Raw genomic sequence first — 20,987 nt, 5'->3', positions numbered from 1 at the left:
GAGTAGGGGACGGCAGCATGAGCATCGGGTTCGCGGTGGCCGGAGCGAGCGGGCGGCCGGGCCGCCACGTCGTCGACGTCCTGACCGGTGATGACGTCCACGCCGGTGGCGCGGGACGTCATCACCGGTCAGGGACTCGGCCAGATCCTCACCGGGGTCGGGGCCGTCATCGACGTCGTCTCCTGGCACGACTCCGACGAGAAGGCGGCGACCGCGTTCTTCCGTACGTCGGCCCGCAACCTGCACGAGTACGGCCGCAAGGCGGGGGTCGCCCGGATCGCCATGGCGTCCGTCATCGGCGCCGACATCCCCGATGCCGGGCTCGCCGCCGACGGCGCGTTCCCGCCCGGCCCGCACGCCAGACTCGCCGGGCCCACCTTCCGGGACTGGCTCGACACCCAACCCTGAGCAGGGTTCCGCACCGAACGCCGACTCATCGACGTACTCGCCAAGACATTCATCTGGTCACCGCTCGAAAGGACAGACGATGACTAAAGCAATGGAATTGCCCATCCATATCCGGCGGAACGGGCTCAACCCGGTCGAGGAACTGGCCCGGGCCCGTGAGGACGAGGGCGTGGTGCTGGTGGAGACACCGTTCGGCGCACCCGCGTACGTGATCTGCCGCCATGAGGACGTTCGCCAGGTGCTCGCGGACCCGGCCCGGTTCAGCAGCGCCCGGACACCGTTCCCGGGAGCCGAGCAGATGAGCGCCGACGAACGGGCCAAGATGCAGGCCGGACAGCTGATCGGATTCGACCCACCCGAGCACACGCGGCTGCGCCGTACGCTCACCCCGGAGTTCACCGTACGGCGGATGCGCAGGCTCGAACCCCGGATCGTCGAGATCGTCCAAGCGGCACTGGACGATCTCGAACGGGCCGGGAAGCCGGCCGATCTGGTGGAGCACTTCGCGCTGCCGGTGCCGTCGCTGGTGATCTGCGAGCTGCTCGGTGTGCCGCACGGCGACCGCGCCGAGTTCCACGAGCGTTCCGTGCGCCTGCTGGACATCTCCTTGCCGATGGAGCAGCGCGTCGCGGCGCAACGGGAGGACCGCGCCTACATGAGCGAGCTGGTGGCCCGCGCCCAGGCGGATCCGGGCGAGGATCTGCTGGGCATGCTGGTGCGCGAGCACGGCCACGATCTGAGCACCGACGAGCTGGTCGGCATCGCGGGACTGCTGCTGCTGGCCGGGCACGAGACGACCTCGAACATGCTCGGTCTGGGCACGCTGACCCTGCTCCGGCATCCGGAGCAGCTGGCCATGATCCGCGAGGATCCGGCCCAGGTCGAACCCGCCGTCGAGGAACTGCTGCGCTGGATGTCCATCGTGCAGGCGCTGCCGCCGCGCACGACCACGACCGACGTGAAGATCGCCGGGCATCTCATCCCCGAGGGATCGCTGGTGATCTGCTCGCTTCCCGCCGCCAACCGGGATCCGGCCTTCATCGACGACCCCGAGACCCTCGACATCTCCCGCGGAGCCGCCGGCCACGCCGCCTTCGGCCACGGGGTGCACCACTGCCTCGGGGCGCCGCTGGCCCGGATGGAGATGCGCATCGCCTTCCCGGCACTGCTGCGACGCTTCCCCGGCCTCGCCCTGGCAGACCCGTCCGAGCAGCCGAACTTCCGCGCCACCAGCCTCGTGTACGGCGTGCACACGCTTCGGGTGACCTGGTGATCGGACAGCCGCCGAACACCGAACCGCTGTCTACGGCGGGTTAGCCGTCGGGATTTTCACCGAAACGAGAGATCAGCCTGCGCCACTGCCCTGATCCGATCAACTGAGGCGTTCCTCTTTCACCCGAGAGCTGGATCATGACTGAACGGGCGGCCGCCCCGGGAACACGTTTCCCGGGGTGGCCGCCCTCAGCCGAATTCCAGGCCGCAGGCGTCACCTCGAAGGTTTCCCCTGTCGTGCTCTCACCACGCGACGGCCAAAGCCGGTCGGCTCTACCGGTCTCACCTTTACGCGCTTTCACGTCGACGCGTTCGAGACCATAAGGGGATATCGGATTTCTGCCTTGATTGACTGGCTGGGAGCAGTAAGAGAAGCTCATTCCCATGAGACCGGTGGCGAGCGCGGCCGCCACGATCCTGCTGCTTACGGGATGCACCTCGGCCACCGAACCGATATACCGGGTCGGCAAGGACCCCGTCATCTTCGTCCACCATTTCGAGGGCGGAATGGACATGAAGATCACCGGCACGCTCACATACAGCCAGACCGGCAAGTGCCTCTTCCTCACCCACGTTCAGGGCGGAACCGAAAACACGACCCCGCTGATCTGGCCGGCAGGGACCAGGCCCTTTCTCCGCTCGGGCAAACGCGGCGTGCGCGTCCCGGGGAGAGGCCCGATCATGGAGGGCGATCGAGTAGAGGGAGGTGGCGGCGGCGTAGGATTCTTCAGCCTTTCGGGCGGCGCCGCACCACCCGGATGTCTCTCCGCCGAGAAATCCGCCCCCGTCGCCATCACCCAATCGAACTGACCCCTCCGGACTGCCGCACGGACCCGAACCAACCTCGCCCTCCTCTTCAGTGCCCTTGTGAACGGGGTTGGCCGTCGACTCGGGGCACTGTGCCCCGGCCGGCCGTCATCGCGACGGCCGCCTGGCCCGCTGCGGCGACGCACATCAGGAGGATCGGTACGGTCCACCCGGAACCGACGGCGTGCAGCAGCCCGAAGGCCACCGGTCCCACGGCGGCCACCAGGTAGCCGATCGACTGTGCCATCGCCGACAGCGCGCCGGCCACGGTCGCGTCCTGGGCCCGCAGGCTGAGGAAGGCCAATGCGAGCACCAGGCAGATCCCTCCGCCCAGTCCGAGGACGGCGCTCCACAGCAGTGCCCATCCCGGCGCGAGCAGGAGCCCGAGGTAGCCGGCGAGCACGACCAGCGAACTCACCGTCGCCACCGCGCGCTGGTCCCGCGCCCACCGCATGGCGGCGGGCGCGGCCAGGCCGGTCACCACCGCGACCGCCTGGAACAGAAACAGCAGCCATCCTGCCGTGGCCGCGTCGACTCCGGTGTCCTGGAGCACCTGGGGCAACCACGTCACGACCACGTAGAAGCCCAGCGACTGCAGTCCCATGAACGCCGTCACCGCCCACGCCAGCGGCGACCCCCACGGCAGGCGATGCCCTCGGCTCTCCCCCGAGGCCGGTCGCGTGGTACGTACCTGTGGGAACCACAGCACGATCGCCGCCAGCGCGAGCACGATCCAGCAGCCCAGCGCGGTGTGCCAACCGCCGGGAGCGGCCTGGCTGATGGGCACCGCCACCCCGGAGGCCACGGCGGCGACGGCTCCCATCACCGTGGCGTACGCGCTGGTCAGCAGGCCCACTCTGGTGGGAAAGTCGCGTTTGATGAGGCTCGGCAGCAAGACGTTGCCCACGGCGATTCCCGCCCCGATCAGTACGGTCCCCCCCGAACAACCCGGCAGGCGCCGGTATCCACCGGACCGCGATCCCGGCCGTCAGCACCACGAGCGCACCCCAGAGCAGCCGCTCGGGCCCCCGCCACGACGTTCTCGCGCGCCCAGGCAGGGCATGGAGCGCAGGTGCGCGGGTGCCCGCGCCCTGCCTGGGTGACCATGGGGCTCAGGTTCGCCGGGCCGCTCAGGCCCCGCCGTCCGCCGAGTGCCCGGAGGCCACGCCCGCCTCGCCCTCGGCGGGCATGACGACGAACGAGAACCCCGTGCTCGTGGTGCGGTTGAGGAGGAGGTCGCACTTGATCCGGCGCCCGACCTCGCCTCTGCTGATCCCGAGCCCCCCGGCGATCAGCCGCTCGGGGCCCGGTCGAGCGGGACGGCGGAACTTGACCTCGACCTAAGTTGAGATTGCACGATGAAGTGCGAGGGCGCCGCCCCGATTCCGACCTTGAGGAGTGTGTTCCGTGAGCACGGATCCCGGTTTCTATTCGATCATCGACTACACCGTCGACGGCGCTGATACGCAGCGTGAGTTCGTGGAGGCTTTCGCGGAGATCCAGGAGCGGTGGGTGCGCTTCTACCCCGGCTACCGCTCGGCCCGCTTTCATGTGAGCACCGACGGCACCCGCGTGTACAACATCGTGCAGTGGGCGAGCGAGGCGGACTATCGCCACTTCGTGGAGACCTCCGACACCGACGGGCGGATGGCCGCCATCGGCAAGGCGTTGGAGGGTCTGGCCGACCGGGCCGCACCCCGTATGACCGGCGTCCCCACCTACACCGTCGTCCGCGAGATCGGTCCCGGGCCCCAGCGCCTGGACGCCTGATCCATCGGCCACGAGCATCGTTCAGGACGTTCCATGAAGATTGAGATTTACGCCGATGTGCTGTGCCCCTGGTGCTACATCGGGAAAAGACGCCTCACGGCCGCACTCGCCACGCACCCCGACCGCGACGACATCGAGATCGTCTGGCGTGCCTACGAGCTCGCGCCGGACGAAGGCCGCACTCCCGGCCCGACCGCCGCGGAGGCCATGGCCGGCTGGTGGGGCGAGCAGGCGCCCGCCCGCATCGCCCGGATCCGGTCGCTGGGTGCGGCGGAGGGGCTGGAGCTGAACCTGCATCTGGCTCGCCCGGTGAACACCTTCGACGCGCACCGGCTGATCAAGCTGGCTGCCGGCCAGGGGCTCGGCGATCAGATGATGGAGCGCCTGCTGCGGGCGTACCACACAGAAGGACTCAACGTGGCCGACGCACAGGTGCTGGTGCGCCTGGGCGGCGAGGCCGGACTGGACGGCGACGCGGTGCGCGCGGTCCTGGCCGGTGACGACTATGCCGAGCAGGTGCGCGCCGACCGGCGCCACGCGGCCGCGCACGGCGTGACCGGCGTTCCCAGCCTGGTGATCGACGGGCGGCCGCCGGTCTCCGAGGTCCAGTCCGTCGCCGACCTGCACCGGCTCCTGAGTCACAGCCCGATCGGCTGACCCGGCCCGCCGGGGCGCGGCGCGGCGCCCCGGCAAGTCTCCTCCTGTAAGACCCGGTGCTCGATTGTCGATGTGTGGCGGGCTCGCGCGTCATACGGGTCAAGGAGGTTCGACGGTGAAGATCGCTTTGCTGCTGTTCGATCGTGAGGACTATTGGGCGACCGTACCCCGGCAGGAGATGGCCGCAGCCGTGGCCGCGCATGCCGCGTTCGGTGAGTACCTGCGCGAACGCGGGGTCCCGTTCACGGGCGTCGCCCTGAAACCCCAGGCCGAGGCCAGGACGCTGCGTCCGGGAGAAGACACATCGGCGCCCGGCCCGTTCGCCGGGCTGCGGGAGGACCTGGCCGGGATCTACCTGATCGAGTGCACGGGTCCGGAGGAGGCCGAGGAGATCGCCCGCCGCTGCCCGATGGGCGCGGGAATCGAGATCCGGCCGACCTGGGATGCCTAGCCGCCGTTCGTCGCCGTCGGGCGCCGACTTGAGTTCGCCTATGGGCGAATGCCTAGCGTCGATCCCATGACAGCAGACAACGTCAGGATCGCCCTGGTGATCGGCAGTGTGCGCAGCCCCAGGCTCGCCGATTCCCTCGCCGCGTGGCTGGAACGCGAACTCGCCCCGTTCGACTGGCTCGACCTCGACCTGATCGACCTGGCCTCGATCCCACTGCCGATGCACACCTTGCAACCGGGTGGTACGGCCGACTCCCCGATCGCCGGTCGCCTCGCGGACGCCGACGGATTCGTGTTCCTCACGCCGGAGTACAACCACAGCTTCCCGGCTCCGGTGAAGAACGTGATCGACTGGCACTTCACCGAATGGGCGTACAAGCCGGTCGCGTTCGTCGGATACGGCGCCTCCGGCGGCATCAGGGCCGTCGAGCAGTTGCGGACGGTCTTCCCCGAACTGCGGGCCACGACGATCCGGGAGTCCGTCCTGCTGCCGATGGCCTGGGAGCATCTGGACGCCGTCGGCCGCTTCGTCCCGCCGCCGGGCACGGTGGAGGCGCTGCACACGATGATGACGGAGTTGCGCACGTGGGCGGACGCGTTGCGCTCCATCCGGGTCGCGGAGCCGACCGGCCGGACATGAGCGACGAAGACCCCCGGCGGCGTCGCGGCCTTCGCCCTGGTCGTGCGGGTTCGGGCCATACTGGGGTGGCAGGACTCATCAGTGAACGCGGGACGTGTGCCATGACCACCATCGAGTATCCCGGCTCTGGAACGAGCCGGGCCGACCTCACGGTCGGGCAGGTGGCCAGGGCGGCCGGGGTGACGCCCAACGCGGTCCGTTTCTACGAGCGGTACGGCGTGATCCGCGGCTACCGGAGCAGCGGCAACGCCCGCCGTTTCACCGTGGACGCGATCTGCCGGATCAAACTGGCGCTCGCGGCGCAACGTGTGGGGATCACCCTCAGGGAGAGCGCCGACATCCTCGCCGAGATCCCGCCCCTCTCACAGGACCTCGACCTGTGGGTCGCCGCCGGCGACGAACTCGTCCGGATCGGCCACGCCCGTATCAACGAGCTTCAAGAGACCGTGAACGACCTGGCCGCGCTCGCTTTCCTCCAGCCGGAAGCCTCGCCGCGCCCGCCTCGGGACTGATCCTCCGGGATCGCCGCAAACAAGATCCGCGGTGGCCGCGGACGCTTCGACGTACCGGAAGCATGCGCTTTCGGCCACCGGGCCGAGAAGCAGCGTCGTCACCCCGCCACCGCCTTGCCCGAGCGCCGTCCACGTGACGGCGCTCCTCCTCGGCACGCCCACGCGCGGCGTACCGGGATCTTCGACCCCCACCTGACACGACAAGGAAGGCATTATGAACCCTCTCCACGGCAAGACCGCCCTCGTCACCGGCGGCAGCAGGGGGATCGGCCGGGCCGTCGCCCGGCGCCTGGCCCGTGACGGCGCCCGCGTCGCCGTCCACTACGGAAGCAACGAGCAGGCCGCCCAGGAGACCGTCGCCGCGATCGTGGCGGAGGGCGGGCAGGCGTTCTCCCTGCGGACCGAACTGGGCACGACCGACGACGCCGAACGCCTGTGGGCGGCCTTCGACGAGCACGCCGACAAGCTGGACATCCTGGTCAACAACGCGGGCATCCTCAATGACGAGCCCGGCATCGAGCACGTGACCAGGCGGCAGTTCGAGCGGATCTTCGCGGTCAACGCCACCGCCCCGTTCTTCGTCACCCGGCTCGCGCTGCCCCGGCTGAGCGACGGGGGCCGGATCGTCAACGTCTCGACGATGCTGACCCGGGGGTGGGCCGTGCCCGAGAGCATCAGCTACGCCATGTCCAAGGGCGCGCTGGACGTGTTCACCTCGACGCTCGCCAAGCAGCTCGCCGCTCGCGGGATCACGGTCAACGCCGTGGCGCCCGGTGTCGTCGACACCGACATCCACCAGGGCCGAATCGTCGGAGAGGCGCGGACCTACCTGGCGTCGCAGTCGCCCATGGGCCGCCTGGGCACCCCTGAGGACGTGGCCGACGTGGTGGCCTTCCTCGCCTCCGAGGACAGCCGCTGGGTGACCGGCCAGTGGGTGGACGTCACCGGAGGAACCCTGCTGTGAACGAACGCCGTCGCCGTGCGGAGGAAATCGCCGTCCGGTACCTCCACGAGGTCATCGGCCAGAGGGACTGAGCCCAGCACCACGCACACGGTTGACCTTGACGCTGCGTCAACTTCTAGCATCGGGGCCATGTCAATCACTGTTCTCGACACCTACTCCGCCATGAGGCGGATTCTGCTCGCCCCGGTCGCGGACCGCGTCGACCTGCTGCGTTCGATGCTGGAGCCCAACAGCGGCATGTACCGCTACTACCCCGGAGACGTCGATCTGGTGGCCATCCACCGTCAATCGTCCGGGTTCCCCATCGACCGGGACGAGGCGCGCTGCCTCGACGCGCTCAAGACCCTGGCGGCGGCCGGAGCCTGGGAGCGGATGCGAAAGGCGCTCGACGAGGCTCTCGCCGTACTGCTGGAGGCGAACCCGGGGGCGAAGGCTCCGGACATCACCGTGCTGTTCGCACTCGGCGATCCGGCTGACCAGCACTTCATGGGTCCTTGCCTGGGTGTGACCGGGTTCGGTGGCATCTCGGGGAACATCGCCATCACGTTCTGGCCGTTCCCCGAGAACGTGGAGCGGCTGGAGGCCACCGCCGTCCACGAACTCCACCACAACCTGAGGTTCAGCCCGGGCGGGGTCGTGTGGGACCCCATGACCGTCACGGTCGGCGAGCACATCGTCTCCGAGGGCCTGGCCGACGCCTTCGCCCGCCAGCTCTACGGCGACGAACTCGGTCCCGCCCGCATCGGCGTGCCGCACCTGCACGACGACGCGGTCTTCGAGAAGGTGCTCACCGGGCTCGACGTGACCGGCATGGAGAACTTCACCGCCTGGGTCCACGGCGACGTCGGTGCCGAACACCTCGGTGTCACCCCGGTGGGGCTGCCGATGGGCGCCGGGTACGCCGCGGGCAACCGGCTGGTCGACACCTATCTGGCGGCGACCGGTCAGACGGCGGCGCAGGCGCTGCACGCCGACAGCGCGGAGATCATCGCGACCACGCTGCGCGGCAGGTGACACTGGACGGATGGAGTGGACGATCCAGGAGCTCGCGACGAGGGCGGGCATCACCAGCCGCGCCCTGCGTCACTACGACCGCGTCGGGCTCTTGGCCCCGTCCCGGATCGGCGCGAACGGCTACCGCTACTACGACTCCGCCGCGGTCGCCCGACTGCAGCGGATCCTGCTCATGCGCCGGTTCGGCATGGGTTTGCCGGCCATCGCCGAGGTTCTGGCCGACGAGGTGGACACGCACGAGGGTCTGCGTGCCCACATCGCCGCGCTCGAAGAGGAGCGGGAGCGCATCGACCGGCAGATCCGGTCGGTGCGTCACACGCTCGATGCCCTGCGGGCGGGGGCGGAGCCGAGGATGGACGTCATGTTGTCGGGGTTCAACGACCTCTACAAGGACGAGGTGATCTCACTCTGGGGCGAGCGCGCGTTCCAGGCGGGCAATGACTGGTGGCACGGCAAGAGCCTGGACCAGCAGCGGGCTTGGAAGCAGGACACCGAGGACCTCGTCGCCGCGTGGGTCACCGCGGCGAAGGCCGGCGTCGGTCCGGCCTCGGAACGCGCGCAGGCACTGGCGGCCCGGCACGTCGAGTGGCTGCGCCAGATCCCCGGTACGCCGACGGCCGAGGGCGACCGCGAGCGCTCGATCGACATGGTGCGGGGGCTCGGGGACATGTACGCCGACGACCCCCGATTCGCCGGCATGTACGACGACGCCGCAGGGGCGAGGTTCGTCCGCGACGCCCTACGCCTGTACGCGAGTACCCGGATGTAGCCCGGGGGCACGCCGTTCTCTCGGGCCTCAGGATTCTCCACAGTGCTCCGGGCAGGGTTTGACTTCGGGATAGCCGGACGACGGCCGGTCCAGAAGGGGCTGCCGTCGTCCCTTCAGGTGCTGGTCGAGAAAGGCCGCGACGTACACGCGGGCGATCTGGGCGCCGCGCTCCGCGGGCAGGGCGCCGGGGGCGGGCTTGATGCCGAGGGCGGGCCCCAGCAGCGGAATGTCGGTGAACGCCTGGTGGTCGGTGTCCGTCACCGCGATCCAGCGCTTCCACCCGGTCAGCAGCTTCCAGTCGCGGTCCCACGAGCCGTCGCCGCCGCCGGGCACCTGCCGCTCAGAACCGATGAACATGAACGGCCGTGAGAATCCGCTCTTGGGAATCCGGGCGTAGGTGCTGCCGTCCATGTCGATCCCGGCGCGTACGCGGGAGTCCTTCACCATGGCCGCCACGGCCGCTGCCCCGCCTATCGACTGGCCGACCATCGCGATCCTCGACCGGTCGATCAGGCGGGAACCGTCCCACTTCGCTGTCAGGTGGTCGAGGACGAAGGAGACGTCGGCCGCGCGGCCCTGGACCACCCGCCCGCCGAAACCCGGATCGGTGTCGCTGTCGCACGCGAGACAGTCGGCGACCCGTCCGTCGGACAGGGTCGTGACGTGGCTCTCGTAGGGGTGGTCGATCCCGGCCACGACGTACCCCCGGCTGGCCAGATCCTCCGCCAGGGAGGTGAGTGAGCTCAACGGCTTGGTGAAGCCGGGAGAGAGCACCACCAGCGGAAGCCGCTCCCCCGCAGGCTCGGCGTCCTTGACGGCGTTCGTCCGCGTCCTGCTCAGCGTGTCGTACGGGACGCCCGCGATCTCGGAGCCTCTCAGGTAGAGCTCCGACTCCTTCGGCGTCATGTACGGCGCCCGTTCCCCGTCCTTCTGCTCGGTCGGGTACCACAGGGTGACCTTGAGCTGCCTGGTCCGGACGTCGAGGTTCCAGGGGTCGGGGCGGGAGGCGTCGTTCACGTGCAGGACGGTGGTGCCGACCGGACACCGCCGTCGTGATGCTGACCAACGGCGGGCCTCGGGAGAGCTTCTACCGGGCGGTGTTCAACGAGATCCTGACCGGCCTCGGTACGGTCACCGTCCCCGACCTGCCCGTACCGGACCCGGCGCTGAAGCTCGACCCGTCCCGGTACGAGGGCGTCTACGGCGGACCCGGCACCTGGTACGAGGTGTCGGCCGAAGGCGGGCGGCTGTTCCTGACCTTGGTCATCGACCCCATGCAGGCGGAGATCCTCCAGAAACCGGATCGCATCGGACACGAGTTGCTCGCGGTGAGCGACACGCACTTCCTGATGCCGCCGACGGATCCCCTGGAGGACACCCAGACGGTCGCGATCTACGACTTCGTGGACGGGCAGGCCCGGTACCTGCACACCAACTGCCGGGTGAGTCCGCGAACCGGACCGCTCGACCGAGTCGGGTCCGGCTCGTAGCGAGGCCGTGGCGTTCTCGTGAACGGCCTGGGCGAAAGCGCGGACCCGCGCGTTCTCGCAGACGGGGCCCTCGGGTCAGCGCGGGCTCTCGGTTCGGCGGGCGCTCCACTCGGCCGACGCGGCCACCATGAGGAGAACCCCGGAGACCGGCCGTTTCGCCCGGGACTTTCGCGCAACCATTCTTCCTCCTCGGCACTCCAACAGGTGTACAGGTCGAGATCGGAAGGAAGACCGCCATGAAGAGGTCGTTTGCCGCTGCCCTGGCCGCCGGGGCCGTACTCGTCGCAGGCACCCCCGCCCTCGCGCAGAGCGCGGCGGCTCCCTCGTTCGGCCCGCACGGCTACGGCGCCGTCAAGCTCGGCATGACCGCCAAGCAGGCCAAGGCGACGGGGAAGATCACCCACAAGCTGGGTGACAGCGCGAGCCCGTGCACGGGCTGGGACCTCAAGACCCACCCCACCGGCAAGGACAGCGTGGGGCTCTACCTGTCCAAGCGCCGGGGCGTGGCCGTCGTCTTCGCCGCCAGGGGCATGAAGACCCGCGAGGGCATCGGGCTCGGCGCGACGATGACGCAGATCAAGAAGGCCTACCCGAACGTGACGTCGCCCGCCGACACCAACCCGCGCGTCGCGGTTCCGGGCAACTCCAGGGCCTACTACGAGTTCATGCTCGACGCCCAAGGCCGTCTTCAGGAGATGGCGCTCGGCCTCAAGACCCAGGACTGCGTTTCCTGAGGCGTCGCGACGAGAACGGCGGCCGTACCCGTGAGGTGACGCCGGCCTGGCAGGCGTTCTCCCCTGACGCGAAGGTGTCCGGCACCTTCGGCTGAACCCGCCGACCCGAGGACGCCCTGGTCTGCTCCGCCTGGCAGCACAGGTGGAGCAGACAGTCGGTGGGGGGGCGGGCGAACGCCCGGTTCACGGCGGATGCGGCCCGCTTACAATCATCCCATGGCTTTGGATGCGAACGTCGGGATGTTCCTCTGCCCTGACGACCACGAGGACTGGAGCATCCAGGAGCGGGAACAGTTCCTCACCGACGTCAACGCGACCCTGCGTCAGCGCGGCATGCCGGAGCATCGTGAGCCCCGCTCGGTCGCCGACATCGACCCACCGCTGCCGCCGGAGCGCGACCCGTGCCTGCTCGGCCTCCGGCTGGGCTTCTACGGCGGCGAGAAGTACCGGCGATTGGCCGACTTCGCCCAGTACCTGGCCGTCCACGGCGGTGTGCCCGCATCCGACGCCTCTTACGATCCCCTCGTCGAGCAGCTTTACGATGATCTGCCCGACCGGCGGCTGGCCTTCGACCACGTCATCGCCATCACGACCTGCCAGGAAATCGTCGTGCTGCCGCAACCGTTCGACGAGGTCGTCCATCGCACCGACCCGGCGGCCGACCATGGCATCCTGATCTCCGCCCACCGGCTGCGCGCCGAAAGCACGATGCTCGGATACGCGCTTCGCTGCTTCGACAGCCACACCCTCGACGTGTTCAACGACACCATGCTGGACGACCTGTCGTTCGCCCACCTCGACGTACGCATCGAGGACGACCATGACGTACGGCAGGCCTGGGCAGGTGCGGCCGACCTGTCCAACCGGCTGACCATCCTGGCCAACGACGTCCTCCTCAGCGGCGCGCTGGCCGTCACCGGTTGACGGGCCGCGACCGGACGACCGCCGCGACGAAGACCGGGAAGAAGGACGCCACGGTTGCCGGGAAGTCACGGGATCGACCTGGCATAGATCGACGTGCCACCCGCGTCCTTGCCTTGTGAACATCGCGAGGAGGATTGGGTGGATCCAGGATTCGAGACGGCCTTCCGGCGATTCGTCGTCGACCGATCGGGGGCTTTGTTCCGTACCGCGTACCTGCTGACCGGTGACCGGCACACCGCCGAGGACCTCGTCCAGTCGGCTCTGGTCAAGACGGCCGCCAAATGGCGGAACCTGCGCGATCCCACCGCCATCGAGGGATATGTCCGCCGGGTCATGTACCACGAGCAGGTGAGCTGGTGGCGGCGGCGCTCACGCGTCACGGAGGTGTCCACCGACCGGGTGCCCGAGCAGTCCGGCGACGGCCACGCCGACGTCGCGGACCTGCGGGTGGTGATGCGCGCGGCGCTGTCCCGGCTCACTCCCCGGCAGCGGACCATGCTCGTGCTGCGCTACTTCGAAGACCTCTCCGAAACCGAGATCGCGCGACTGCTCGGCGTCCGCGTCGGTTCGGTACGCAGCCAGATCTACCGCTCGCTGGAACGCCTGAAGACGACGGCGCCTGAACTGACGAAGGTGAGGGAGTTCGGATGAACATCGAGAGCCTGCTGCGCGAGACCCTCTCCGAGATGGCCGACGAGGAACGGCCACCGGCGCCGGATCGATTCCTCCAGGTCCGCGAACGGCGCCCCGATCGCCGACGGGTGCTGGCTCTGGCGGCGGCCGCCGCCGTCGCCGCGATGGCCGTGGGATCCACGCTCGTGGTCCAGGCGATCTCGTCACAGGGCCCGGGCGAGGTCGCCGCGCAGCGGACCACCGCTCCGAGCCCGGCCACCGCGCCCCGGACCGTCACCGTGACCGTCACGGCGGGCATGCGGCTCTCACAGGTGTTCAAGGCGCTGTCGTCGCTCACCGGCAGGCCGGTGGCGGATTTCGAGAAGGCCGCCGAGGACGGGACGACGCTCGGCCTGCCGTCGTACGCCGGGGGAAGGCTCGAAGGGTTCCTCTCCCCCGGCGCCTACGAGATCTCCCCGGCCATGAGCGCCCGCGAGATCCTCAGGACGATGGTGTCGGGGTTCAGGTCGGCCGGACTTGTGGAGGGGGCCGAGCGGATCGGCAGGACGCCGCTGGAGATCCTGACCGTCGCGAGCATCGTCCAGGCCGAGGCGGTCAGGCGTGAGGACATGCCCAAGATCGCCCGGGTGATCTACAACCGGCTGGAGCGGCGCATGCCGCTGCAGATCGACAGCACGGTCCTGTACGGCCTCGGCAAGAGCAGAACCGCGGCGACGCTCAAGGACCTCAGGACGTCGTCGCCGTACAACACCTACCGGCATTTGGGTCTGCCGCCCACCCCCATCGGCAACCCGGGGGAGGACGCCATCAGGGCCGCGCTCAAGCCAGCCCCCGGCGCTTGGCTCTACTTCGTGGCGACCGATCCGAAGAAGGGCGTCATGAAGTTCACCGCGTCCGGCTCCGAGTTCGCGGAACTGGTCGAAGAACACCGCGGGAACCAGCGAACGTGGTGACGTCGCCGGTTCACCGCGCCGGCGCTGTGGTGCGGTGCGCCTGCGGGCTGATGCCGTACACGCGTTTGAACGCCGAACTGAGGGCGAATCCGCTGCCGTAGCCGACCTGCCGGGCGACGGCGTTCAGCGTGGCGTCGGACTGCCGCAGCAGGTCGGCGGCCAAGGCCAGGCGCCACTCGGTCAGGTACGTCATCGGCGGGGTGCCGACGGCGTCGCGGAAGCACTCGGCCAGCGTCGCCCGTGACACGCCGACCTCGGCGGCGACCCGCGCCAGCGTCCAGTCGTTCGCCGGGTCCTCGTGGAACAGGCGCAGCGCCGCACCGGCCACCGGGTGGGTGAAGGCCCGGTACCAGGCCGGAGCCTCGGCCTCGGGCCGGTCGAACCACACCCGCAGCACCGAGATGAGCAGCAGGTCGAGCAGGCGGTCGAGCATGACGCCCTGCGCCGGCCCCTGTTTGGTGGCCTCTCCGGCCAGCACCGGCAGGAGGGTCGAGTCCCACATGTCCTCGGAGACGACCAGCAGCGGCGGCAGGACGTCGAGCAGGCGCTGGCCGACGGCGCCGACCTCCTCGTACACGCCGAGCAGCAACTGCACCGACCCGTCGAGGTTGCTCCCCCAGGTGCGCACCCCGAGCGCCATCCGCTCGCGCAGTTCGACGCCCTCCGGTGTGACGCACCGCTGGCCGGGATGCACGATGACCTGCGGCGGGGTCGTCGTGCCGTCGCTCATCAGGTACGGCTGCGGCCCACGGACGATGGCGACGTCGCCCGGGCGCAGCCGTACCGGCCGGCCGTGTTCGGGCTCGAAATACGCCTCGCCGTTGAGCACGACGGCGAGGCACAGCGGCGAGCCGTCCTGGACCCGGATCGACCATGGGGGGTCCAGGACGATACGGAGGAGGAAGGCGCCGCTGGCTCGCGGCCCCTCCAGCAATCCTGCGAGTGCGTCCACCCGATCAGAGTAGACGATTGAATATGCATTTCGATATCTCGGCCATGGACCATCCAGAGTGTGCGCCGTCAAGCTGAAGCCATGACAGCAAACGAGTACACGACGTTGGTTCTCGGCGGTACCGGCCGGATCGGCCGCCGGGTGAGCAAGCGACTGGTCGAGCGCGGTGTGAACGTACGGGTCGGCTCCCGCTCCGGCGAGCCTCCGTTCGACTGGGAGGACCCGGCGACCTGGGCCGACGCCTTCGTCGGGGTCAAGTCGGCCTACCTGATGTACTACCCGGAGATCGAGTGGCCCGGAGCCGGTGAGGCCGTCGGCACCGTGGCCCGGCTGGCGGTCGACGCGGGCGTCGAGCGCCTGGTCCTCCTGTCCGCCCGCAACCAGGACGAGGCCGTACGATGCGAGGATGCCGTGACGAGCCTGCCCGTCGAGTGGACCGTCGTCGCCCCCGCCTCGTTCAACCAGAACTTCGACGAGGGCGTGTTCCTTGAGCCGCTGCGCCACGGGGTCCTGGCGCTGCCGGCCGGCGATAACGCCGACCCGTTCGTCGACGCCGACGACATCGCCGACGTCGTGGTGGCGGCCCTCACCGAGGACGGACACGTGGGCGAGCGCTACGAGCTGACCGGCCCCCGGCTGTGGACCTTCGCCGAAGGCGTCGGCGAGATCGCCCGTGCGACAGGGCGCGAGCTCCGCTACGAGCCGATCACCCGAGACGCGTTCGCCGAGGCGATCGTCGGCGAAGGCGCCCCGCGCGAGTTCGCCGAGCCGCTGGCCACACTCATCTCCGAGTTCTTCGACGGCCGCAACGGTTCGCTGGCCGACGGCGTCGAGCGTGCTCTGGGCCGCAAGCCCCGCGACTTCGCCGACTGGGTGGCCGAGATCGCCCCCACCGGCGTGTGGGACGCCCCCGGCCGCTGAACGGCCGGGTCACGCGACGCTTTCGGACGTCTGCGCGAGGCGGGCGAGCGCGTGCGCCCACCCTTCGCCGGTCTCCCCCTCCAGGGTGAACGGCAGGCCGCTGTGTCGCAGGGTCAGTTTCACGCCGTCGTTCTCCGGGGTGAGCGTGATCTCCACCCTGGAGGTGCCGGGCGGTAGGACGGGCGCGCCGGGGGTGGGCTCCCAGCCGAAGGTGAAGACGATCCGCTCGTACGGCACCAGCTCCAGGAAGGACCCGCGCATGATCGGACGCGGACCTTCCCGCATCCGCACCACGAGTTCGCCTCCGGGGCGGGGATCCACCTCGGCCTCGCCCCACCAGCGCGCCAGCCGTACCGGGTCGACGAAGTGGCGCCAGACGGTTTCCGGGCGGGCCCGGATCCACAACGTCTGCTCGATGGTGCTCATGGTGATCCCTCTGCGCTTTCTTCCTCTTCGGCCACCTGCTTGAGGCGGTTGAGCGGCGCCGACCACATCGACTCGAAGAACGTCGCCGCCTCGGCCAGGCCCTGGCGGCGCATCCGGTAAAACCGGCGATTGCCCGCCCTGCGGACGTCGAGCAGGCCGGCCGTGACCAGGATCCGCAGGTGCTGGGAGACCGCCGGCCGGCTGATGCCGGGGAAACCTCGGGCGATGTCACCGGCCGACACCTCCTCATCCCGCACCAGGACGAGTATCGCGCGCCGGGTCGGATCGGCCACCGCCCGCAACGCCTCATCCATCACCCACCGCCTTCATCGGTTGCTCCACCGTCGCCAGCCATGTAAGTATTTAAGCAACAACTTACATACTACGGCAAGGACGGTTTCCATGTCTCACCACCCGATCCCCCCGATCGAGAACAAGCGCCTCGACGCGCTGGTCGGCCACTGGCACACCCGGGGGAAGGTGCCGGCGTCCGATCTCGAGATCGTCGGGACGGACACCTACGAGTGGCCGATCGGCGGGTTCTTCCTCGTCCACCGGGCCGACGTGCGCATCGGCGATGACCACGTGCAGGTCATCGAGATGATCGGCCCCTACGACCCGGCCACGGGCACCTATCCCATGCGCTCCTTCGACAACCACGGCAGCTTCGCCACCATGCGGGCGAGCGTGGACGACGACGGCGTATGGACCTTCGCCGGCGACACCGAGCGCGCCACCCTCGTGATCACCGACGACGCCACCATGTCCGCCGACTGGGAACGTACCGATGCCGCCACCTGGCACCCGTGGATGACCATGTCCTTCACCCGGCTTTCCTGAACGATCCCGGCCGCATCCGTGCCCCACAGCCGGGACGCGGGCACGGACGGAGGGGTTCACGGCGAACGCAGGAACACCACGATGTCCGCGTCCGGCCCGGTCAGGCGTCGCCAGCCCAGCCGCTCGTAGAGCCTGATCGCATCGGCCGCTCGCGGGGACGTCAGCAGCCAGCAGGAGTCGGCCCGGCCGCACAGGAGGTCGAGGATCCGGCCCGCGAGGCCCTGGCCGCGCGCGTGTGGGCTCACCGCCAGTTCGTCCACCTCCAGCGCTCCGACCAGCAGGGACTCCACCGCGTCACCCAGTTCGGCACGGACGAGGTCGTAGGCACGGCCCGTCGGGAAGGGCGCCGGGGTGCGCCAGGCCGTACCGAAGCCGGCGGGCTCGCCGTCGTCACCGGCCAGCACCGCCGCGAATCCGGGGCGCCGCGTGTCCGTGCGCAGGCGTTCGGCGAAGGCGTCGGCGGCGTGCTCGTCCTCGTGCCATGGCGGGCCGCCGAACGCGGCCCGGTAGATCTTCACCAGGTGGGGGACGTGGGCCAGGGTCTCCTGGCCGGTGAGACGTTCGAGGTTCACGGCGGGGCGGGGAAGCCCTTGGCGGCGGACCACGGCGCTCGCCGGTTCGCGGCCGCGACGAGCGACGCAATGGCGATCGGCCCCGGTGCTGTCTGTGTCATAAGCCGTCCAACGCTTGATCTCGGATGTTCTCTGTCCGAGTTCCTATCACAACGCCGATCTCGACGGTCGGAGAGGGGGCGTCGCGCTCGGCCGGAGCCGTGAAGCCGTGCCGGCGGCACGACTGCCGGACCTGCCGGTCGATGTGGTGAAATGGTGATCAAGCGCCCCTCTGCTCGGTGATGGATGACAGCCGGAAAGGCGACATCGATGTCCAGCACGCAGTTGTACGACACCATCGGAGCCACCTACACCGTGACACGGCGCACCGAACCCCGTATCGCCGCGCAGATCTGGGCGGCGCTCGGCGATGCCCGGACCGTCCTGAACGTCGGTGCGGGTACCGGGTCGTACGAGCCTCACGACCGGCAGGTCCTCGCGGTGGAACCGTCGGCGCTCATGCGTTCGCAGCGCCCTGCCGACGCGGCGCCGTGCCTGGTGGGATCCGCCGAGAGCCTGCCGTTCGACGACCAGACCTTCGACGCCGCGATGACGGTCTCCTCCGTTCATCACTGGCCGGACCCGATCGCCGGCCTGCGGGAGATGCGGCGGGTCGCCCGGCGGGTGGTGGTGTTCACGCACGACACCGCCGACAGCGGGTGGCGTCTTCGGTTCTGGCTCACTCGCGACTACCTGCCCGAGGTCGCGAACCTTCTTGCCGGTCGCCCTTCGGTGACCGAGTCGGCCGACGCGATCGGGGCCCGGATCGAACGGGTACCCGTCCCGTGGGACTGCGCCGACGGCCTCTTCGAGGCGTACTGGCGAAGGCCGGAGGCGTACCTGGAGGAGCAGGTCCGTCGCGGGATGTCGGTCTGGGCGAGAGTCGGGCCGGACGCCGAGCGGCGCGCGGTGCGCAGCCTGCGGGATGACCTCGCCTCCGGCCGATGGGCCGAACGCAACCACGACCTCGCCGACCTCGACGCGGCGGAGCTCGGCCTGCGCCTGCTGATCGCCTGAACGCGACGTCAGGCAAGGTGGTGGGACGGTCTATTTGAGCGCGTCCGGCCGGAGGCCTCAGCCCTCGGCCAGACGAGCCTGTACGGCAGCGCGCGCCTGGTCGAAGGGCCTCACGAGAAACGCCCGGTGATCGCCACCATGGTGGTGCACGGCCGCATCGGCGGCAGCCGCGGCCGCACGCAGTTCCACGTAGGAACGTCCGCGTTCGATGAGCGCCAGAACATCCTCCAGTGCCCGGCGATCCGTGGTGGGGCGCCCGGCGCAGGCGAGGTAGACAGGCGACGTGTGCGCCATGATCGACCGCCGCAACTCATCTCGATGCAGCGTCAGGTGCTCCGGCCCGCCGCCGCCGACACGCACGGCCAGCCAGCCCGGGCCGTCACAGCGCACGTTTTCGTCGATCGTCAGTTCGTGCGCGCCGGCTTCGTTCTCTGAGGCGGCGACAACCCGCCCGTTGTGCACCAGTTCAAGGCGGCACATGGGGAAGATGCTTCTCGCCGTGGCCAGAACGGCCACCGTTCCCCCCTTCTCCGGGAGGTGGACGGTGTCGCCGAGGCCCTGGCCGTCGACGAGCAGACTCAGGAGCGGCCCGCTGCTCATGTAGCTGCGGCCGGCTCGCAGCGCCCGGCACCAAGCGTCGTATCCGAAGTCGTCGTCCTCCCCCAGGCGCACATAGGTGCGCGACAGCCCGATCGGGACGTCGTTCGACATCTTGTCCGTGCCGCCGTTGACCGCCAGGCGGTAACCGGCATTGAGATATCGGTAGTAGTGCAGGTACATGAGGTCGGGCCACAGGCCCAACGACTCCACCGCGTCGACCCGACCCGTGGCGACCAAGGCCGCCTGCTCCCCCAGCGGCAACGGGAAGTGCGGGACGACGACGGTGCCGCCCTGTGAACGACAGCGGTCTGCCCAGTCCGACAGCGTCGCGTCGAGCCCGCCGCCCATCTCTGCTTCCGTGGCAGCCAGCCTTCGCACCGGCCGTCCGTGTAGGCGTATGTGGTGCGTCCCAAGCGCACGTCGGCGCCCACGTCGAGGTGCCAGCTGGGGCGATCGCCGTTCACGTGGTGATGGTGGCCGTGCGGCTGGTACGGCACGCCGTCGGTCGAGGTGAAGTTCACCCGGCAGGCGATCGGCTGACCGGTGGAATCGTCCACGATCTCGGTGCGCACCCAGTTGCGGCCCACCTCGTTCACTCGCAGCGACCCGTGGGAGCGGCCCTCGGCCAGTTCCGCCCAGCGGGCCCGCTCGATGGTCTCGCCGTTCGCCGCCGGCCGCAGGGTGCCGGACCCGATCGAGGACACGCGCGCGTACACGGCCGCCTCCTCGGCGTCCTGGGCGTCGCCCCAGGCTGAGAACGGATCGTCGGCGTCCGGCTGCCGCAGCAGCGGGGTCGTGTAGGTGACGGTTCCGCGATCCACCGTGATCTCGAGATCCGAGCCGTCGCCGGCGTAGCCGGGTGGCACCTCGGCCGTCACGGCCCGAGCGGCCTCCGGCAGCAGGGGATGCTCATCGAGGAACCCGACACAGATTCCGCCGATTTCGACGACTGCCTCGGACGACTCGAGGTCGATGCGGACGACATCGTGTCCGGGCCTGGGGTTGGTCCACGACCACAGGTAGTAGCGGGGCCGCGTCTCGACGCCCTGAAGCCCGAAACTCGGTCCACCGGGCCGATCCGACCAGCGGCCGGCCCCCACCACCTCGGTCTGCCGGCCGCCCGCGTCTGCGAACGCGCCCATGTCGCGATCAGGCAGACTGTCAGGTTCGTCGGGCACCGCCAGGCTCGGCCGCATCCCCCAGCCCAGCGACGGGAGGTCGATCTCAAAGCCGTCCCTGACGGGAACACCGAGCGACTCGCCATCCGAGAAGCAGAAGCGGTAGACGGCGCTCACCCTGTTCAGTGCGGTGAATCCGGGGTTCGAATCGCCACGGGTCCGATGGGCGAAGGTGACAGTCCTGACCGTGGCCGCCGTGTCCAGTGCGATGGCGCTCGTCTGCCCGCGCTCAAGGCGCAGGACGCGTGCGCGGCCGTGCTCCTCCGGGGCCAGGAACGGCAGCCCTCGTGCCAGGACCTCTCCTCGCCAGGCCGGAGCGTGGGGAAGATCGACCTCGTCGCGTTGACGGCCGCGTCCACGAGCGACGGGAGATCATGACCACCATCGTCGACCCTGCCTGGCAGGCAGTCGCCGGCTGACCGGCTTGGGCAGACGCTGACGTCCG

The 20,987-nt window shown here is 69.7% G+C and carries 27 protein-coding genes; 20 read left to right on the top strand and 7 right to left on the bottom strand.

What is annotated here, in order from left to right; genetic code table 11:
- The first annotated feature begins 90 nt into the window (after positions 1-90).
- The 3 genes from ABD120_RS25070 (at position 91) to ABD120_RS25060 (ending at position 2,490) form a co-directional block, all read left to right on the top strand.
- Complete coding sequence (locus ABD120_RS25070) at positions 91-408, top strand: SDR family oxidoreductase (RefSeq protein ID WP_343952496.1); 318 nt, start codon at positions 91-93, stop codon at positions 406-408.
- 91 nt (positions 409-499) lie between these two features.
- Complete coding sequence (locus tag ABD120_RS25065; RefSeq protein WP_343952495.1) at positions 500-1,681, top strand: cytochrome P450; 1,182 nt, start codon at positions 500-502, stop codon at positions 1,679-1,681.
- Between the two features lie 383 nt (positions 1,682-2,064).
- The gene (locus ABD120_RS25060; RefSeq protein WP_343952494.1) at positions 2,065-2,490 is read left to right on the top strand and encodes a hypothetical protein; all 426 of its coding nucleotides are present in this window, start codon (positions 2,065-2,067) and stop codon (positions 2,488-2,490) included.
- Positions 2,491-2,536: 46 nt separating this feature from the next.
- Here ABD120_RS25060 and ABD120_RS25055 read toward each other — a convergent pair whose 3' ends face one another.
- Positions 2,537-3,412, bottom strand: a complete 876-nt coding sequence (locus tag ABD120_RS25055; RefSeq protein ID WP_343952554.1) for an MFS transporter — start codon at positions 3,410-3,412, stop codon at positions 2,537-2,539.
- A gap of 482 nt (positions 3,413-3,894) precedes the next feature.
- Here ABD120_RS25055 and ABD120_RS25050 point away from each other — a divergent pair, with 482 nt between their 5' ends.
- The 8 genes from ABD120_RS25050 to ABD120_RS25015 all read left to right on the top strand — a co-directional run bounded on the left by ABD120_RS25050 (position 3,895) and on the right by ABD120_RS25015 (position 9,263).
- Positions 3,895-4,257 carry an antibiotic biosynthesis monooxygenase family protein gene (locus tag ABD120_RS25050; RefSeq protein ID WP_343952493.1) on the top strand — a complete coding sequence of 121 codons (363 nt, stop codon included), beginning with the start codon at positions 3,895-3,897 and terminating at the stop codon, positions 4,255-4,257.
- A gap of 33 nt (positions 4,258-4,290) precedes the next feature.
- Positions 4,291-4,914, top strand: coding sequence for a DsbA family oxidoreductase (locus ABD120_RS25045; protein WP_343952492.1), 624 nt, complete (start codon positions 4,291-4,293; stop codon positions 4,912-4,914).
- Between the two features lie 115 nt (positions 4,915-5,029).
- Positions 5,030-5,365, top strand: a complete 336-nt coding sequence (locus ABD120_RS25040; protein ID WP_343952491.1) for a YciI family protein — start codon at positions 5,030-5,032, stop codon at positions 5,363-5,365.
- A 66-nt stretch (positions 5,366-5,431) separates the two neighbouring features.
- Positions 5,432-6,004, top strand: a complete 573-nt coding sequence (locus tag ABD120_RS25035) for an NADPH-dependent FMN reductase (RefSeq protein WP_343952490.1) — start codon at positions 5,432-5,434, stop codon at positions 6,002-6,004.
- A gap of 101 nt (positions 6,005-6,105) precedes the next feature.
- Positions 6,106-6,516 (top strand): MerR family transcriptional regulator, encoded by a 411-nt coding sequence (locus tag ABD120_RS25030; RefSeq protein WP_343952489.1) that lies wholly within the window; start codon positions 6,106-6,108, stop codon positions 6,514-6,516.
- A 214-nt stretch (positions 6,517-6,730) separates the two neighbouring features.
- Positions 6,731-7,480, top strand: a complete 750-nt coding sequence (locus tag ABD120_RS25025) for an SDR family NAD(P)-dependent oxidoreductase (RefSeq protein WP_343952488.1) — start codon at positions 6,731-6,733, stop codon at positions 7,478-7,480.
- 129 nt (positions 7,481-7,609) lie between these two features.
- Positions 7,610-8,494 carry a DUF2268 domain-containing putative Zn-dependent protease gene (locus ABD120_RS25020; RefSeq protein ID WP_343952487.1) on the top strand — a complete coding sequence of 295 codons (885 nt, stop codon included), beginning with the start codon at positions 7,610-7,612 and terminating at the stop codon, positions 8,492-8,494.
- Positions 8,495-8,504: 10 nt separating this feature from the next.
- A complete protein-coding gene (locus ABD120_RS25015; RefSeq protein ID WP_343952486.1) occupies positions 8,505-9,263 on the top strand; it encodes a MerR family transcriptional regulator in 759 nt (252 codons plus the stop codon).
- Positions 9,264-9,290: 27 nt separating this feature from the next.
- On the opposite strand, the gene ABD120_RS25010 is transcribed toward ABD120_RS25015, so the two are convergent.
- Positions 9,291-10,280 carry an alpha/beta hydrolase family protein gene (locus tag ABD120_RS25010; protein ID WP_343952485.1) on the bottom strand — a complete coding sequence of 330 codons (990 nt, stop codon included), beginning with the start codon at positions 10,278-10,280 and terminating at the stop codon, positions 9,291-9,293.
- A 35-nt stretch (positions 10,281-10,315) separates the two neighbouring features.
- On the opposite strand from ABD120_RS25010, the gene ABD120_RS25005 reads away from it, so the two are divergent.
- The 5 genes from ABD120_RS25005 (at position 10,316) to mltG (ending at position 13,997) form a co-directional block, all read left to right on the top strand.
- Positions 10,316-10,753 (top strand): hypothetical protein, encoded by a 438-nt coding sequence (locus ABD120_RS25005; protein ID WP_343952484.1) that lies wholly within the window; start codon positions 10,316-10,318, stop codon positions 10,751-10,753.
- Positions 10,754-10,989: 236 nt separating this feature from the next.
- Positions 10,990-11,487: a hypothetical protein gene (locus ABD120_RS25000; protein WP_343952483.1), complete on the top strand. Its 498-nt coding sequence runs from the start codon at positions 10,990-10,992 to the stop codon at positions 11,485-11,487.
- A gap of 216 nt (positions 11,488-11,703) precedes the next feature.
- The gene (locus ABD120_RS24995) at positions 11,704-12,411 is read left to right on the top strand and encodes a hypothetical protein (RefSeq protein ID WP_343952482.1); all 708 of its coding nucleotides are present in this window, start codon (positions 11,704-11,706) and stop codon (positions 12,409-12,411) included.
- Between the two features lie 138 nt (positions 12,412-12,549).
- Entirely contained in the window at positions 12,550-13,062 is a 513-nt protein-coding gene (locus tag ABD120_RS24990; RefSeq protein WP_343952481.1) for a SigE family RNA polymerase sigma factor, read from the top strand.
- Positions 13,059-13,997 carry an endolytic transglycosylase MltG gene (mltG, locus tag ABD120_RS24985; protein ID WP_343952480.1) on the top strand — a complete coding sequence of 313 codons (939 nt, stop codon included), beginning with the start codon at positions 13,059-13,061 and terminating at the stop codon, positions 13,995-13,997. Before ABD120_RS24990 ends, mltG begins: the two co-directional genes overlap by 4 nt.
- Positions 13,998-14,007: 10 nt before the next feature.
- On the opposite strand, the gene ABD120_RS24980 is transcribed toward mltG, so the two are convergent.
- A complete protein-coding gene (locus tag ABD120_RS24980) occupies positions 14,008-14,949 on the bottom strand; it encodes an AraC family transcriptional regulator (protein WP_343952479.1) in 942 nt (313 codons plus the stop codon).
- An 81-nt stretch (positions 14,950-15,030) separates the two neighbouring features.
- Here ABD120_RS24980 and ABD120_RS24975 point away from each other — a divergent pair, with 81 nt between their 5' ends.
- Complete coding sequence (locus tag ABD120_RS24975) at positions 15,031-15,870, top strand: Rossmann-fold NAD(P)-binding domain-containing protein (RefSeq protein ID WP_343952478.1); 840 nt, start codon at positions 15,031-15,033, stop codon at positions 15,868-15,870.
- 9 nt (positions 15,871-15,879) lie between these two features.
- On the opposite strand, the gene ABD120_RS24970 is transcribed toward ABD120_RS24975, so the two are convergent.
- Both ABD120_RS24970 and ABD120_RS24965 read right to left on the bottom strand, forming a co-directional pair.
- Entirely contained in the window at positions 15,880-16,296 is a 417-nt protein-coding gene (locus ABD120_RS24970; RefSeq protein WP_343952477.1) for an SRPBCC family protein, read from the bottom strand.
- On the bottom strand, positions 16,293-16,610 hold the full coding sequence (locus ABD120_RS24965; RefSeq protein WP_343952475.1) for an ArsR/SmtB family transcription factor: 318 nt from the start codon (positions 16,608-16,610) through the stop codon (positions 16,293-16,295). The genes ABD120_RS24970 and ABD120_RS24965 overlap by 4 nt, the downstream gene beginning before the upstream one ends.
- An 88-nt stretch (positions 16,611-16,698) precedes the next feature.
- Between ABD120_RS24965 and ABD120_RS24960 the strand changes: the two genes are divergently transcribed.
- Complete coding sequence (locus ABD120_RS24960) at positions 16,699-17,136, top strand: hypothetical protein (protein WP_343952474.1); 438 nt, start codon at positions 16,699-16,701, stop codon at positions 17,134-17,136.
- 56 nt (positions 17,137-17,192) lie between these two features.
- Here ABD120_RS24960 and ABD120_RS24955 read toward each other — a convergent pair whose 3' ends face one another.
- Complete coding sequence (locus tag ABD120_RS24955) at positions 17,193-17,708, bottom strand: GNAT family N-acetyltransferase (RefSeq protein WP_343952472.1); 516 nt, start codon at positions 17,706-17,708, stop codon at positions 17,193-17,195.
- A 309-nt stretch (positions 17,709-18,017) separates the two neighbouring features.
- On the opposite strand from ABD120_RS24955, the gene ABD120_RS24950 reads away from it, so the two are divergent.
- Positions 18,018-18,764, top strand: a complete 747-nt coding sequence (locus tag ABD120_RS24950) for a class I SAM-dependent methyltransferase (protein ID WP_343952471.1) — start codon at positions 18,018-18,020, stop codon at positions 18,762-18,764.
- A gap of 57 nt (positions 18,765-18,821) precedes the next feature.
- On the opposite strand, the gene ABD120_RS24945 is transcribed toward ABD120_RS24950, so the two are convergent.
- The gene (locus tag ABD120_RS24945) at positions 18,822-19,712 is read right to left on the bottom strand and encodes a CehA/McbA family metallohydrolase (RefSeq protein ID WP_343952470.1); all 891 of its coding nucleotides are present in this window, start codon (positions 19,710-19,712) and stop codon (positions 18,822-18,824) included.
- A 195-nt stretch (positions 19,713-19,907) separates the two neighbouring features.
- Here ABD120_RS24945 and ABD120_RS24940 point away from each other — a divergent pair, with 195 nt between their 5' ends.
- Positions 19,908-20,165 carry a hypothetical protein gene (locus ABD120_RS24940; RefSeq protein WP_343952468.1) on the top strand — a complete coding sequence of 86 codons (258 nt, stop codon included), beginning with the start codon at positions 19,908-19,910 and terminating at the stop codon, positions 20,163-20,165.
- Positions 20,166-20,987 lie beyond the last annotated feature (822 nt).

Source organism: Nonomuraea longicatena, assembly GCF_039525605.1.
In the GTDB taxonomy this organism is placed as follows: domain Bacteria; phylum Actinomycetota; class Actinomycetes; order Streptosporangiales; family Streptosporangiaceae; genus Nonomuraea; species Nonomuraea longicatena.
This window is presented reverse-complemented; position numbering and strand designations above follow the sequence as displayed.